The organism is Streptomyces sp. NPDC051207, assembly GCF_040682395.1.
GTDB lineage: Bacteria > Actinomycetota > Actinomycetes > Streptomycetales > Streptomycetaceae > Streptomyces.
Genome location: NZ_JBFBAX010000034.1, coordinates 24,424 through 39,452, shown reverse-complemented (window position 1 = coordinate 39,452; position 15,029 = coordinate 24,424). Strand labels below are relative to the sequence as shown.

The window sequence follows — 15,029 nt, the reverse complement described above, 5'->3', positions numbered from 1 at the left end:
ATGTGAACGCGTTCACAAGCGTGTCCCGGTTCCTCCCTTGCTGGAGTGACGAAACGGACAACCCGCCTGTGGCCACGCGATGTAAGGAGAGCGACGACGTGGAATTGGCTTTGGCGCCCGAGACACTGGCGCGTTGGCAGTTCGGCATCACCACCGTCTACCACTTCCTGTTCGTCCCCCTGACGATCTCCCTCGCCGCCCTGACGGCCGGCCTGGAGACGGCCTGGGTGCGGACGGGCAAGGAGAAGTACCTCAGGGCGACCAAGTTCTGGGGCAAGCTCTTCCTGATCAACATCGCGATGGGCGTGGTCACCGGCATCGTGCAGGAGTTCCAGTTCGGCATGAACTGGTCCGACTACTCGCGCTTCGTCGGAGACGTCTTCGGCGCCCCGCTCGCCTTCGAGGCGCTGATCGCGTTCTTCTTCGAGTCCACCTTCATAGGCCTGTGGATCTTCGGCTGGGACAAGCTCCCCAAGAAGATCCACGTCGCCTGCATGTGGATGGTCTCGATCGGGACGATCCTGTCGGCGTACTTCATCCTCGCCGCCAACTCGTGGATGCAGCACCCGGTCGGCTACCGGATCAACGAGGCCAAGGGCCGGGCCGAGCTCACCGACTTCTGGCTGGTTCTCACCCAGAACACCGCGCTCGCCCAGGGCTTCCACACCCTCTCCGCCGCCTTCCTCACCGGCGGTGCGTTCATGGTCGGCATCTCGGCCTTCCACCTGCTGCGCAAGAAGCACATCCGCGACATGAAGATGTCGTTGCGCCTCGGCCTGGTCACACTGGTGGCCGGCGGCGCGCTCACCGCGATCAGCGGCGACGTCCTCGGCAAGATCATGTACGAGCAGCAGCCGATGAAGATGGCCGCGGCCGAGGCCCTGTGGGACGGCGAGGCACCGGCGCCCTTCTCGGTCTTCGCCTACGGCGACGTCGAAAAGGGCCACAACAAGGTCGCCCTGGAGATCCCGGGCCTGCTGTCCTTCCTGGCCAAGGACGACTTCAGCGCCTACCTGCCCGGCATCAACGACGTCAACAAGGCCGAGCAGGAGAAGCACGGGCCCGGCGACTACCGGCCCAACATCCCCGTCGCCTACTGGGGCTTCCGCTGGATGATCGGCTTCGGGATGGCGTCCTTCACCGTGGGCCTGGCCGGGCTCTGGCTGACCCGGAAGAAGTTCATGCTGCCGCAGCAGCTGCGGGTCGGCGACGACGAGGTGCCCCACCTGGTCCTCTTCCGGAACCAGGCGCTCAGCCCGAAGCTGACCCTCTGGTACTGGCGCATCGCGATCTGGACCCTCGGCTTCCCGCTGATCGCCAGCTCCTGGGGCTGGATCTTCACCGAGATGGGCCGCCAGCCGTGGGTGGTCTACGGCGTCCTGAAGACCCGCGACGCGGTCTCCCCCGGTGTCTCCCAGGGCGAGATCATCACCTCGATGATCGTCTTCACCACGCTCTACGCGATCCTCGCCGTCATCGAGGTCAAGCTGCTCGCCAAGTACGTCAAGGCGGGCCCGCCCGAGCTGACCGAGGCCGACCTCAACCCGCCCACGAAGATCGGCGGCGACACCCGTGACGCCGACAAGCCGATGGCCTTCTCGTACTAGGCCGAGGGAGCTGCACTGTCATGGAACTGCACGACGCCTGGTTCGTCCTGATCGCCGTCCTGTGGACCGGCTACTTCTTCCTGGAGGGCTTCGACTTCGGGGTCGGCGTCCTCACCAAGCTGCTCGCCCGCGACCGGCCCGAGCGGCGGGTGCTGATCAACACCATCGGACCGGTCTGGGACGGCAACGAGGTGTGGCTGCTGTCGGCCGGTGGCGCGACCTTCGCCGCCTTCCCCGAGTGGTACGCCACCCTCTTCTCCGGCTTCTACCTGCCGCTGCTGCTCATCCTGGTCTGCCTGATCGTCCGGGGCGTCGCCTTCGAATACCGGGCGAAGCGGCCCGAGGAGAACTGGCAGCGCAACTGGGAGCACGCGATCTTCTGGACCTCGCTGCTCCCGGCGTTCCTGTGGGGCGTGGCGTTCGCCAACATCGTCCACGGCGTGAAGATCGACCAGGACTTCGAGTACGTCGGCGGTGTCGGGGACCTGCTCAGCCCGTACGCGCTGCTCGGCGGGCTGGTGACGCTGACGCTGTTCACCTTCCACGGCGCGGTGTTCACGGCCCTCAAGACCGTCGGGGACATCCGGGAGCGGGCGCGGAAACTGGCGCTGGGCGTCGGCCTCGTCACGGCCGTGCCGGCGTTCCTCTTCCTGCTGTGGACGCAGGTCGAGGGCGGTGACGGCAAGAGCCTGGTCGCGTTCACCGTGGCGGTCGCCGCGCTGGTCCTGGCGCTGGTGGCGAACCAGGCCGGGCGGGAGGGATGGTCGTTCGCGCTGTCCGGCGTCACCGTCGTGGCCACCGTGGCGATGCTCTTCCTGACGCTCTTCCCGAACGTCATGCCGTCCTCGCTGAACGAGGACTGGAGCCTGACCGTCAGCAACGCCTCCTCCAGCCCCTACACCCTGAAGATCATGACCTGGTGTGCGGTGATCGCCACGCCGCTCGTCCTGCTGTACCAGGGCTGGACCTACTGGGTGTTCCGCAAGCGGATCGGCACCCAGCACATCTCCGACCCCGTGCACTGAGGTGTGTTTCACGTGAAACCCATCGATCCCCGCCTGCTCCGGTACGCCCGGACCACCCGGCGCTTCCTGCTGGCCGTGGTCGCTCTGGGCGCGGTCGGTGCGCTGCTCCTCGTCGCGCAGGCCATGCTCATCGCCGAGGTGGTGGTGGGGGCGTTCCAGCACGGGCTGTCCGTCGCCGGGCTGCGCACTCCCCTGCTGTCGCTGGTGGCCGTGGCGGTCGGCCGCTCCGTGATCGCCTGGCTCACGGAGCTGGCCGCTCACCGGGCGAGCGCGGCGGTGAAGTCGGAGCTGCGCGGGCGGCTGCTGGAGCGGGCGACCGCGCTCGGCCCCGGCTGGCTGGGCGGACAGCGGACCGGATCGCTGATCGCCCTGGCCACACGGGGGGTCGACGCGCTGGACGACTACTTCTCGCGCTACCTCCCGCAGCTGGGGCTCGCGGTCGTGGTGCCGGTGGCGGTGCTGGCGCGGATCGTCACCGACGACTGGGTGTCGGCGGCGATCATCGTCGGCACGCTGCCGCTCATTCCGGTCTTCATGATGCTGATCGGCTGGGCCACCCAGTCCCGGATGGACCGCCAGTGGCGTCTGCTGTCCCGGCTGTCGGGGCACTTCCTCGACGTCGTGGCGGGACTGCCCACGCTGAAGGTGTTCGGGCGGGCCAAGGCGCAGGCCGAGTCGATCCGGCGCATCACCGGCGAGTACCGGCAGGCGACCATGCGGACCCTGCGGATCGCCTTCCTGTCGTCCTTCGCCCTGGAACTGCTCGCCACGCTGTCCGTGGCACTCGTCGCCGTGACGATCGGCATGCGGCTCGTCCACGGCGACATGGACCTGTACGTGGGTCTGGTCATCCTCGTGCTCGCCCCGGAGGCGTATCTGCCGCTGCGCCAGGTCGGCGCGCAGTACCACGCGGCGGTGGAGGGCCTCGCGGCGGCCGAGGAGATCTTCACGGTCCTGGAGACGCCCGCACCGGCCCGGGGCACGGGTCCTGTGCCCGCCGGGGCGCTCTCCTTCGAAGGCGTGACCGTCCGCTGTCCCGGACGGTCCGAGAACGCCGTGACCGACGCGACGTTCACGGTCGCGCCCGGGGAGACGGTCGCGCTCGTGGGACCGAGCGGCGCGGGCAAGTCGACGCTGCTGAACGTCCTGCTGGGCTTCGTCCGGCCGGACGAGGGCCGGGTGCGCGTCGGGGGAGCGGACCTCGGCGACCTGGACCTGGCGCAGTGGCACGCGCGGGTCGCCTGGGTGCCGCAGCGCCCGCACCTGTTCGCCGGGACTGTCGCCGACAACGTACGGCTGGCCAGGCCCGAGGCGGACGGCGACGCCGTACGGCGGGCACTGGCCGACGCGGGCGCACTGGAGTTCGTGGACGCGCTGCCCGAAGGTCTGGAGACCGTGCTCGGCGAGGACGGCACCGGGCTGTCCGCCGGGCAGCGGCAGCGGCTGGCGCTGGCCCGGGCGTTCCTCGCCGACCGGCCGGTGCTGCTGCTCGACGAGCCGACGGCCGCCCTGGACGGCGCGACCGAGGCGGAGGTCGTGGCGGCGGTACGGCGGCTGGCGGCGGGGCGGACGGTCCTGCTGGTCGTGCACCGGCCGGCCCTGCTGGGTGTGGCCGATCGGGTGGTGCGCCTGGAGGGCGGGGCGTCGCTGCCCGCACCCACCCGGGCGACGGCCACGGCGGCCGAGGCCCACCGGATCGAGGAGGCGCCGGAGACGGACGGCGGCGCCGGGCCCGAGTCCGGGTCCGGGGGCGCGGCGGGCGGTGTGCTCGCCCGGGTGCGGGCCGTGTCCGGCGCCCGGCGCGGGCGGCTCGCCCTCGCCCTGGCGCTCGGAAGCCTCGCCCTGGGCAGTGCCGTCGGGCTGATGGCGACCTCCGGCTGGCTCATCTCGCGGGCCTCGCAGCAGCCGCCCGTGCTGCATCTGATGGTGGCCGTGACGGCGACGCGCACCTTCGGAATCGGCCGGGCCGTCTTCCGGTACGGCGAACGGCTCGTGTCGCACGACGCGGTGCTGCGGATGCTCGCCGACACCCGGGTCGCCGTGTACCGGCGGCTGGAGCGGCTGGCACCCGCCGGTCTGCGCCGGGCCCGCCGGGGCGACCTGCTGTCGCGGCTCGTCACCGATGTGGACGCGCTGCAGGACTACTGGCTGCGGTGGCTGCTGCCCGCCGGGGCCGCGCTGCTGGTGTCCGCCGGTTCCGTCGCCTTCACGGCCTGGCTGCTGCCCGAGGCCGGTGCCGCCCTCGCCGTCGGCCTGCTGGCGGCCGGTGCCGGCGTGCCGCTGGTCACCGGTGCCGTCGCCCGGCGCGCGGAGCGCAGGCTCGCCCCCGCCAGGGGGGTGCTCGCCACGCGCGTGGCCGACCTGCTCACCGGCACCGCGGAACTGACCGTCGCCGGTGCCCTGCCCACCCGCGCGGCCCAGGTGCGGCGGGCCGACGGCACGCTCACCCGGATCACCTCCCGCGCCGCGACCGCCACCGCACTCGGCGACGGGCTCACCGCGCTGATCTCCGGCCTGACCGTCGCCACCGCCGCAGTCCTCGGCGCCCGGGCGGTCGCCGACGGGCGGCTCGACGGCGTCCTCATGGCCGTCGTCGTCCTGACCCCCCTTGCCGCCTTCGAGGCCGTCCTCGGGATGCCGCTCGCCGTCCAGTACCGGCAGCGGGTGCGCAGGAGCGCCGAGCGCGTGTACGAGGTGCTGGACGCCCCCGCGCCGGTACGGGAGCCGGAACACCCCCGGCAGGCGCCCGGCGTCCCCTTCCCGCTCGTCGTCAAGGACCTGACCGCCCGTCATGCAGGGCAGGACCGGAACGCGCTGGCCGGGCTCGACCTGACCCTCGAGGAGGGGCGCCGGATCGCGGTCGTCGGGCCGTCCGGGTCCGGCAAGACGACGCTCGCACAGGTGCTGCTGCGCTTCCTGGACGCCGACCAGGGGTCGTACACGCTGGCCGGTGTCGACACGCGCACCCTGGACGGCGACGACGTGCGGCGGCTGGTCGGGCTGTGTGCGCAGGACGCGCATCTCTTCGACAGCTCGGTGCGCGAGAACCTGCTCCTGGCCCGCAAGGACGCCGGCGAACGGGAACTGCGCGACGCGCTCGCCCGCGCCCGGCTCCTCCAGTGGGCCGACAGCCTGCCCGACGGCCTCGACACGCTGGTCGGCGAACACGGGGCGCGGCTGTCCGGAGGGCAGCGGCAGCGGCTGGCGCTGGCCCGGGCCCTGCTCGCCGACTTCCCCGTCCTCGTCCTGGACGAGCCCGCCGAGCACCTCGACCTGCCGACCGCCGACGCCCTCACCGCCGACCTGCTGGCTGCGACCGAGGACCGCACGACGGTACTCATCACGCACCGGCTGGCGGGCCTGGAGGACGTCGACGAGGTGATCGTGCTGGACGAGGGGCGCGTGGTCCAGCGCGGGACGTTCGCCGAGCTGGCCGCCGCAGCGGGGCCGCTGCGGGCGATGGTGGAGCGGGAGGCGGAGACGGAACCGTTGGCGTCGGCCCGCTGACGCCCGGCCCGGGGCCGAAAGCCGCGCTGACCGGGAGGGCCGTTCGGCGGTACCGGTCATCCGTCCGTGGTGTGTGCTCCGCCAGCCGTACGACATGAGCAGGGCCGCACCCGCCGCCGCGGGCCACGATCGCTCTCATGCGATTGTCCTGCCGCCACCCGCTGCTCGTCCCGGCGCTGCTGTGCGCGCTCGCCGTGCTCGCCGCCGGGCCCACCGCCGCCGCGGAGGACGGCTCCGACACGCATGCCGGCGCGCAGGTGGCGCGGCTCTACGAGGACGCGGCGGTGGCGACGCGGCAGTACGAGGCGGGGCGGCGCGAGGCCGAGGCGCAGCGGGCACAGGCGCAGCGGCTCGAAGGGCTGCTGGAGCGGGAGCGGCGGCAGATCGCGGTGCTGCGCGAGGACCTGGGCCGGATCGCGCGCGCCCAGTACCGCACCAGCGGCGGGCTTCCGCTGGCGGCGCGGATGGTGCTGGCGGACAGCCCGGAGGAGATGATGCGGGGTCAGCACGCCGTGTGGCAGGCGAATCTGGCGGTGGACATCGCGGTGGGCAAGAGCCGCCGTGCCGAGGCCAGGCTCGCCGCCGACGAGGCGAAGGCCGCCGCGGCCTGGCAGGCCCTGGAGAAACGCACCAGCGCGCTCGCCGGCCTGAAGAAGGACATCGAGCAGAAGCTGGAACGCGCCCGGTGGCAGCTCCAGGGGCAGGCGGACGCCTCCGTCGCGGCGGGTGCGTGCCGGGGCGCGGTGCGGCTGGACCAGCCCCGGACACGGTTCACGAGCAAGTGGGTCGCGCCCGTGGAGGCGTACGAATTGTCGGCGGGGTTCGGCAGCGGCGGCAGCCGGTGGGTGAACCGCCACACCGGCCAGGACTTCGCCGTGCCCATCGGGACGCCGGTGCGGTCGGTGGGCGAGGGCCGGGTGGTGCGGGTGTCCTGCGGGGGCCCCTTCGGCATCGAGACGGTGATCCGGCATCCCGGCGGCTACTACACGCAGTACGCGCATCTGGCTTCCGTCGCCGTCGACCAGGGGGAGCGGGTGTCACCGGGGCAGTGGATCGGCCAGTCGGGCACCACCGGCAACTCCACGGGGCCGCATCTGCACTTCGAGGTGCGGGTCACCCCGGAGGCGGGCTCGGCGCTGGACCCGCAGCCGTGGCTGGCCGAACGGGGGGTGCGGCTCGGCCAGGGGTGACCTGCCGGGTAGGGCAGGCCGGGGAAATGGGCTGGGACGGCAGGCCGGGGACGGCGCCCTCGCCGCGGCGCAGTGACGTTACGGCAACTCGGCCAGCATCCGCTCGATCACCACGGCGACCCCGTCGTCGTTGTTGGCGACCGTGCGTCCCGACGCGGCGGCGATCACATCCGGGTGCGCGTTGCCCATGGCGTACGACTGTCCGGCCCAGGTGAGCATCTCGATGTCGTTGGGCATGTCGCCGAAGGCCACGACCTCCTCGTGGGAGATGCCGCGCTCGGCGCAGCACAGGGCGAGCGTGCTGGCCTTGGAGACGCCGGGCCCGCTGATCTCCAGCAGGGCGCTGGGGCTGGACCGGGTGACGTTGGCCCGGTCGCCTATGGCGAGGCGGCCCAGGGTGAGGAAGGCGTCGGGGTCGAGCGAGGGGTGGTGGGCGAGGATCTTCAGCACCGGCTCACGGGCGGCGGGGCCGGATTCCCCGAGGAGTTCCTCGGCGGGCGCGAGGTCGTCCGCGACCTCGATGTGCAGCTTCGGGTAGTCCGGCTCCTGGTGGAAGCCGTACGTCTGCTCCACGGCGTACACCGTGCCGGGCGCCGCGTCGCGCAGCAGCCGTACGGCGTCCAGCGCGTTCTCCCGCGCCAGCTCCCGCACCTTCACGAACCGGTGCGCGCCGGGACCGCCGTGCAGGTCGACCACGGCGGCACCGTTGCCGCAGATCGCCAGGCCGTGTCCGTGCACGTGGTCGCTGACGACGCCCATCCAGCGGGCGGGGCGGCCGGTGACGAAGAAGACCTCGATGCCGGCCTTCTCGGCGGCGGCGAGAGCGGCCACCGTGCGCGGTGAGACGGACTTGTCGTCGCGCAGCAGCGTGCCGTCGAGATCCGTGGCGATCAGCCGCGGAGGGACAGCGGTGGCGGGTATGTGGGGCTGTCGGGTAGCTGAGGTCACCCGGCCATTGTCCCGCATATGCCTGCACGGGCGTGCGGGAGTCCGCACATGTGAGGACGCGCGGCCCTCCAGCGGGCAGCACCGCCCGCCCGGTCAGCCGAGCTGCACCGCCGCTTCCAGGGCGATCTGCTCGAAGACCTTCTGGTCCGCCGCGAAGTCGGAGCCGGGGATGGGCCAGTGGATCACGATCTCGGTGAAGCCCAGTTCCCGGTGCCTGCCCGCGAAATCCACGAACGCGTCCAGGGACTCCAGCGGGCGGCCCCGGTCCGGGGTGAAGCCGGTGAGCAGGATCTTGTCGATCGCGGTCACGTCCCGGCCGATGGCCGCACAGGCGTCGGCCAGCCTCTCGGTCTGGCGGCGGAGGGCGTCGATCGACTGTTCCGGGGTGCCGGTCTCGTACAGCGTGGGGTCGCCGGTCGTGACCCACGCCTGCCCGTGACGCGCGGTGAGCTTCAGCCCGCGCGGCCCTGTCGCGGCCACCGCGAACGGCAGCCGGGGGCGCTGCACGCAGCCGGGGATGGTGCGCGCCTCGTGTGCCGAGTAGTAGGCGCCCTCGCAGGACACCGAGTCCTCGGTGAGCAGCTGGTCGAGCAGCGGGACGAACTCGGCGAACCGGTCGGCACGCTCCCGCGGTGTCCAGGGCTCCTGGCCGAGCGCGGTGGCGTCGAAGCCCGTGCCGCCGGCCCCGATGCCGAGGGTGATCCGGCCGCCGGAGATGTCGTCGAGGGAGATCAGCTCCTTGGCGAGGGTGACCGGGTGCCGGAAGTTGGGTGAGGTCACCAGCGTGCCCAGGCGCAGCGAGTCGGTGACGGCCGCGGCGGCGGTGAGCGTCGGCAGGGCACCGAACCATGGTCCGTCCCGGAAGCTCCGCCAGGACAGGTGGTCGTACGTGTACGCGGTGTGGAAGCCCAGGTGCTCGGCACTCGTCCAGGCCGAACGGCCGCCTTCGTGCCAGCGGCGGTACGGAAGGATCACGGTGCTCAGACGCAGACTCATGGCACCGAGCGTATGCGGACGGCCGGGTTTCACGTGAAACAGTCACGCAAGGCCCCCACACAGCTCCTCAGGGGCGACACGCAGCCCTTCACGTCGACACACGGCACTCAGGGCGACCCGGGAAAGCGCAGGTACCGCGGCGGCACGGCCTTGGTCAGCCACACGCCGTTCGCGCTGACCCGGAACTCGTGCCCGTCGCGGTGCATGGCGCCGGCGTCCACGCTCAGCACGACCGGTCGGCCGCGGCGGGCACCGACCCGGGTCGCGGTCTCGCGGTCGGGCGAGAGATGCACGTCGTGCCGGTTCATCGGCCGGAGCCCTTCGGAGCGGATCGCGTCCAGGTGGCGGGCCACGGTCCCGTGGTAGAGGTACGGCGGCGGGGTGGCCGTGGGCAGCCCCAGCTCGACGTCGACGCTGTGGCCCTGGCCGGCGCGGATGCGGGTGCCCTCGACCGCGAAGCGCCGCTTGTCGTTGGTGGCCACCACGTGGTCCAGTTCCTCCCGGGTGAACGGGAACCCGTGGGCGGCGGCAGCGGCGATCAGGGCGCCGATCTCGACCCAGCCGCCCTCGTCCAGCGTGAGCCCGATCCGCTCCGGCTGGTGCCGCAGGTGCTTGGAGAGGTACTTCGAGACCTTCACGGTGCGTCTGTCGTCCGGCGTGCTGTCGTTCATGCCGCCAGGGTGCCGGGAGAGACGTGAATCACGCGATTGATTTTGCTCCGGATGTTTGATCCACAAGCAACGACGGTTATCCACAGGCTGATTGGCGAATCTGTGGACAACTGCCCGCCTCTCAAGCCGAGTTCACCAAGTACCGCGCTCGAAACACCCCTTGACGCCCTGCACGCCAACGCCCCGACTCAGCAAGCGGCGTTGGCCGACGACAGGGCAATCCCCGTCACACAGGCGGCCGCAACCGGGCAATCGACCGCAACAACCCCGGCGACAGGCGGGAGATCAGCCGCGCTCCCCGCGCCTCCACCGACACCGGCACGACCGCGTCATTGCGTTCCACGGCCTTGAGGATCGCCCGAGCGACCTTCTCCGGCGGGTAGTTGCGCATCCCGTACAGCCGCGCGGCGCGTTTCTGCAGCCGCTTCTCCTCCTCGGGGCCGACGCCCGCGAAGCGCGCTGTCGCCGTGATGTTGGTGTTGACGAAACCGGGGCAGATCGCCGTAACGCCGATGTTCTTCCCCGCCAGTTCGGCGCGCAGGCACTCGCTCAGCATCAGCACGGCCGCCTTGGACGTGCCGTACGCGGGCAGCGCGCGCGTGGGCAGATAGGCGGCCGCGGAGGCGACGTTGACGATGTGACCACCCTGGCCGCGCTCGGCCATCCGCTTGCCGAACAGACGGCAACCGTGGACCACGCCCATCAAGTTGACGTCGATGACCTTATGCCACTCCTCCGGCGTGGTGTCGAAGAAGGAGCCGGACAAGCCGATGCCGGCGTTGTTCACCAGGACGTCCACCACGCCGTGTTCGGCGGCGACCTTGTCGGCGAGCTTCTCCATGGCCTGCGCGTCGGAGACGTCGACGGTCTCCGCCCAGGCGCCCGGCGCACCCGACCGCAGCGCCAACTGAGCCGTCCGGGCCGCCGATTCCGCGTCGCGGTCCACGGCGATCACGCGCGCGCCCGCCTCGGCGAACGCGAGCGCCGTGGCGCGCCCGATGCCGCTGCCCGCGCCGGTGACCAGGACGAGCTGTCCGCCGAACCGGTCGGCGTGCCGACCCGTCGCCGCCACCTCCGTACGGCCGTTCTCGACGCAGGACACGAAGTCGGAGATCCAGGTGCACAGTTGCTCGGGGCGGGTGCGCGGGATCCAGTGTCCGGCGGGCAGGGTGCGCCGGGTCAGCCGGGGGACCCACTGCTCCAGTTCGTCGTACAGCTTCTCCGAGAGGTACGCGTCGCCCAGAGGCGTGATGAGCTGCACGGGCACGTGCGCGTGGGCGTCCGTGCGGGGGCGGCGCAGCCGGGGCCGTACGTTGTCGCGGTACAGCCAGGCGCCGTGTGCCGCGTCCGAACGCAGCGACGCGGTGGGGTAGTCGCCGGCCGGCACCTTCTCGGCACGTTCGAGGATGCGCGGCCACAGCCTGCCGAGCGGGCCGCGCCAGGCCAGTTCGGGCAGAACGGGAAGCTGGAGCAGATACACGTACCAGGACCTGGCGCCCTGGCCGAGGAGCTGACCGACCCGGCGCGGGGTGGGGCTGGTGAGGCGCTTGTTGATCCAGTGGCCGAAGTGGTCGAGGGACGGCCCGGACATCGAGGTGAACGACGCGATCCGGCCCTCGGTGCGCTCGACGGTGACGAACTCCCAGGCCTGCACCGAGCCCCAGTCGTGCCCGACCAGGTGCACCGGGCGGTCCGGGCTCACCAGATCGGCGACGGCGAGGAAGTCGTCCGTCAGCTTCTCCAGCGTGAAACCGCCGCGGAGCGGCTGCGGAGCCGTCGAGCGGCCGTGGCCGCGGACGTCGTACAGCACGACGTGGAAGCGGTCGGCGAGACGGGCGGCGACCTCGGACCAGACCTCCTTGCTGTCCGGGTAGCCGTGCACCAGCAGGACCGTCGGCCGCCGCGGGTCGCCCAGTTCGGCGACGCACAGCTCGACCCCGCCGGTCCGCACCCAGCGCTCCCGCGCGCCTGTCAGCATCGTCACGCCTCCTCCGTCCGTCGCCGCGCTCCCCCGCGCCGGCCGTCCGGGCAGGGCCGTCGCCCGCGGTACGTGTCCGTCGCGTGGCTGCGGCGAATCTCGCAGTTGTTAGAGACGGCGTCAATAGGCCCGTGATCAACGGCCGGCCGTCCCCCCGTCGCTCCTGGGGAATCCTCAGGGACCGGTCCCCGCAGGGGACCCCTAGGGCCCCGTAATACCTGAGAGTGACGCGAAGACGGCTCTGGGGTCTGACGACCGGCGTGGCCCGCGTCACTACTGTCGACACCGTGACTGTGATCGTGACCGAAAGCCTGAGCAAGCGGTTCCCCCGGGTGACCGCGCTTGACCGGCTCTCCGTGGACGTCGGGCCCGGTGTGACCGGACTCGTCGGAGCCAACGGCGCCGGCAAGTCCACACTGATCAAGATCCTGCTGGGTCTGTCCCCCGCCACCGAGGGCCGCGCCGAGGTGCTCGGCCTCGACGTCGCCACCGAGGGCGCCGCCATCCGCGAGCGCGTCGGCTACATGCCGGAGCACGACTGCCTGCCGCCCGACGTCTCGGCCACCGAGTTCGTCGTCCACATGGCGCGCATGTCCGGCCTGCCGCCCACCGCGGCCCGCGAACGCACCGCCGACACCCTGCGCCACGTCGGGCTGTACGAGGAGCGGTACCGCCCCATCGGCGGCTACTCGACCGGCATGAAGCAGCGCGTGAAACTCGCGCAGGCCCTCGTGCACGACCCCCAGCTGGTCTTCCTCGACGAGCCGACCAACGGCCTCGACCCGGTCGGCCGCGACGACATGCTCGGCCTGATCCGCCGCATCCACACCGACTTCGGCATCTCGGTCCTGGTCACCTCCCACCTGCTGGGCGAACTGGAACGCACCTGCGACCACGTCGTCGTCGTCGACGGCGGCAAGCTGCTCCGCTCCAGCTCCACCACCGACTTCACCCAGACCACGACGACCCTGGCGATCGAGGTCACCGACACCGACGAGCACCCCGACGGCACCCGCGCCGTGGGCGACGCGCTCCACGCGCGCGGGGTGACCGTCCAGGCCGGCAGCGGCCTGCCCGGCGCCGGGCACGTCCTGCTGCTCACCGCGCAGGGCGAGGAGACGTACGACCTGGTGCGGGACGTCATCGCCGACCTCGGCCTCGGCCTGGTCCGCATGGAGCAGCGCAGGCACCACATCGCCGAGGTCTTCCAGCACGGCGACCGGGAAACCGCCGGCCAGGACAGCGACGCACAGCGGAAGGAGGCGGTCCGCCATGGCGGTTGAGCAGCCCCTGCACACACCGGTGGCCCCCGCGGGTGACCAGACCCGCATCCACAACATCGGCTACCGCAACTACGACGGCCCCCGCCTGGGCCGCGCCTACGCCCGGCGCTCGCTGTACTCGCAGTCCCTGCGCGGCGCCTACGGCCTCGGCCGCTCGGTCAAGTCCAAGGTGCTGCCGATGCTGCTGTTCGTGGTGATGTGCGTGCCCGCGGCCATCATGGTCGCCGTCGCGGTCGCCACCAAGGCCAACGACCTGCCGGTCGACTACACGCGCTACGCCATCGTGATGCAGGCCGTCATCAGCCTGTACGTCGCCTCGCAGGCACCCCAGTCCGTCTCCCGCGACCTGCGCTTCAAGACCGTACCGCTGTACTTCTCGCGGCCCATCGAGACCGCCGACTACGTACGGGCGAAGTACGCGGCGCTGGCCTCGGCGATGTTCATCCTCACCGCGGCCCCGCTCCTCGTGCTGTACGCGGGCGCGCTGCTGGCCAAACTCGACTTCACCGATCAGACCAAGGGATTCGCGCAGGGACTCGTGTCCGTCGCACTGCTGTCACTGCTGTTCGCCGGCATCGGCCTGGTCATCGCCTCGGTCACCCCGCGCCGCGGCTTCGGCATCGCCGCCGTCATCGCCGTCCTGACCATCTCCTACGGCGCGGTCACCACGCTCCAGGCCATCGCGGACGCGCAGGGCAGCGGCGGGGCCATCACCTGGATCGGCCTGTTCTCACCGGTCACGCTGATCGACGGCGTGCAGTCCGCGTTCCTGGGCGCCGGCTCCACCTTCCCCGGGGGAATCGGCCCGGACAAGGGCGAGGGCGTCGTGTACGTCGTGGTCGCCCTCGGCCTGATCGCCGCCGCCTACGGCCTCCTCGTGCGCCGCTACAAGAAGGTGGGACTGTGACCACTCTCTCCCTCGATCACGTCTCCCGCTGGTTCGGCAACGTGGTCGCCGTCAACGACATCACGATGACGATCGGCCCGGGCGTCACCGGCCTCCTCGGCCCCAACGGCGCCGGCAAGTCCACCCTCATCAACATGATGGGCGGCTTCCTCGCCCCCTCCACCGGCACCGTGACCCTCGACGGGCAGCAGGTCTGGCGCAACGAGCAGATCTACCGGCACATCGGCGTCGTCCCCGAACGGGAGGCGATGTACGACTTCCTCACCGGCCGCGAATTCGTCCTGGCCAACGCCGAGCTGCACGGCCTGGGCGCCAAGGCGGCCCAGCGGGCACTGGCCACGGTCGAGATGGAGTACGCGCAGGACCGGAAGATCGCCACGTACTCCAAGGGCATGCGCCAGCGCGTGAAGATGGCCTCCGCGCTCGTCCACGAACCGTCGCTGCTGCTGCTCGACGAGCCGTTCAACGGCATGGACCCGCGTCAGCGCATGCAGCTGATGGACCTGCTGCGGCGCATGGGCGACGAGGGCCGCACGGTGCTGTTCTCCTCCCACATCCTCGAAGAGGTCGAGCAACTCGCCTGGCACATCGAGGTCGTGGTCGCCGGCCGGCACGCGGCGAGCGGCGACTTCCGCAAGATCCGCCGCCTGATGACCGACCGGCCGCACCGCTACCTGGTGCGCTCCAGCGACGACCGTGCCCTCGCCGCCGCGCTGATCGCCGACCCGTCCACCGCCGGCATCGAGGTCGACACCGCCGAGGGCGCGCTGCGCATCCAGGCCGTCGACTTCGGCCGCTTCACCGCCCTGCTGCCGAAGGTCGCCAGGGACCACGGCATCCGGCTGCTCACGGTCTCGCCGTCCGACGAGTCCCTCGAGTCCGTCTTCTCGTACCTGGTCGCGGCGTAGGAGGCCCAA

Annotated in this window: 11 protein-coding genes; 7 read left to right on the top strand and 4 right to left on the bottom strand. The window is 71.7% G+C overall.

Annotation, left to right across the window (positions count from 1 at the left end):
* Positions 1-98: 98 nt before the first annotated feature.
* The 4 genes from AB0M97_RS26320 (at position 99) to AB0M97_RS26305 (ending at position 7,329) form a co-directional block, all read left to right on the top strand.
* Positions 99-1,607, top strand: a complete 1,509-nt coding sequence (locus AB0M97_RS26320; RefSeq protein WP_365963456.1) for a cytochrome ubiquinol oxidase subunit I — start codon at positions 99-101, stop codon at positions 1,605-1,607.
* 20 nt (positions 1,608-1,627) lie between these two features.
* A complete protein-coding gene (gene cydB, locus AB0M97_RS26315) occupies positions 1,628-2,632 on the top strand; it encodes a cytochrome d ubiquinol oxidase subunit II (RefSeq protein WP_365963455.1) in 1,005 nt (334 codons plus the stop codon).
* A gap of 12 nt (positions 2,633-2,644) precedes the next feature.
* Complete coding sequence (gene cydD, locus AB0M97_RS26310; RefSeq protein WP_365963454.1) at positions 2,645-6,139, top strand: thiol reductant ABC exporter subunit CydD; 3,495 nt, start codon at positions 2,645-2,647, stop codon at positions 6,137-6,139.
* Positions 6,140-6,276: 137 nt separating this feature from the next.
* On the top strand, positions 6,277-7,329 hold the full coding sequence (locus AB0M97_RS26305; protein ID WP_365963453.1) for a M23 family metallopeptidase: 1,053 nt from the start codon (positions 6,277-6,279) through the stop codon (positions 7,327-7,329).
* 78 nt (positions 7,330-7,407) lie between these two features.
* Here AB0M97_RS26305 and AB0M97_RS26300 read toward each other — a convergent pair whose 3' ends face one another.
* The 4 genes from AB0M97_RS26300 to AB0M97_RS26285 all read right to left on the bottom strand — a co-directional run bounded on the left by AB0M97_RS26300 (position 7,408) and on the right by AB0M97_RS26285 (position 11,928).
* Positions 7,408-8,295 (bottom strand): Cof-type HAD-IIB family hydrolase, encoded by an 888-nt coding sequence (locus AB0M97_RS26300; RefSeq protein ID WP_365963452.1) that lies wholly within the window; start codon positions 8,293-8,295, stop codon positions 7,408-7,410.
* 75 nt (positions 8,296-8,370) lie between these two features.
* Positions 8,371-9,273 carry an LLM class flavin-dependent oxidoreductase gene (locus AB0M97_RS26295; protein ID WP_365963451.1) on the bottom strand — a complete coding sequence of 301 codons (903 nt, stop codon included), beginning with the start codon at positions 9,271-9,273 and terminating at the stop codon, positions 8,371-8,373.
* A 107-nt stretch (positions 9,274-9,380) separates the two neighbouring features.
* Positions 9,381-9,944 (bottom strand): RNA 2'-phosphotransferase, encoded by a 564-nt coding sequence (locus AB0M97_RS26290; RefSeq protein ID WP_365963450.1) that lies wholly within the window; start codon positions 9,942-9,944, stop codon positions 9,381-9,383.
* 226 nt (positions 9,945-10,170) lie between these two features.
* Positions 10,171-11,928, bottom strand: coding sequence for an SDR family oxidoreductase (locus AB0M97_RS26285; protein ID WP_365963449.1), 1,758 nt, complete (start codon positions 11,926-11,928; stop codon positions 10,171-10,173).
* A gap of 287 nt (positions 11,929-12,215) precedes the next feature.
* On the opposite strand from AB0M97_RS26285, the gene AB0M97_RS26280 reads away from it, so the two are divergent.
* The 3 genes from AB0M97_RS26280 to AB0M97_RS26270 are packed head-to-tail and all read left to right on the top strand — an operon-like array spanning position 12,216 to position 15,020.
* Complete coding sequence (locus tag AB0M97_RS26280) at positions 12,216-13,205, top strand: ABC transporter ATP-binding protein (protein WP_365963477.1); 990 nt, start codon at positions 12,216-12,218, stop codon at positions 13,203-13,205.
* The gene (locus AB0M97_RS26275) at positions 13,195-14,112 is read left to right on the top strand and encodes an ABC transporter permease (RefSeq protein ID WP_365963448.1); all 918 of its coding nucleotides are present in this window, start codon (positions 13,195-13,197) and stop codon (positions 14,110-14,112) included. The genes AB0M97_RS26280 and AB0M97_RS26275 overlap by 11 nt, the downstream gene beginning before the upstream one ends.
* Positions 14,109-15,020, top strand: a complete 912-nt coding sequence (locus AB0M97_RS26270; protein ID WP_365963447.1) for an ABC transporter ATP-binding protein — start codon at positions 14,109-14,111, stop codon at positions 15,018-15,020. Before AB0M97_RS26275 ends, AB0M97_RS26270 begins: the two co-directional genes overlap by 4 nt.
* The last annotated feature ends 9 nt before the right edge of the window (positions 15,021-15,029 follow it).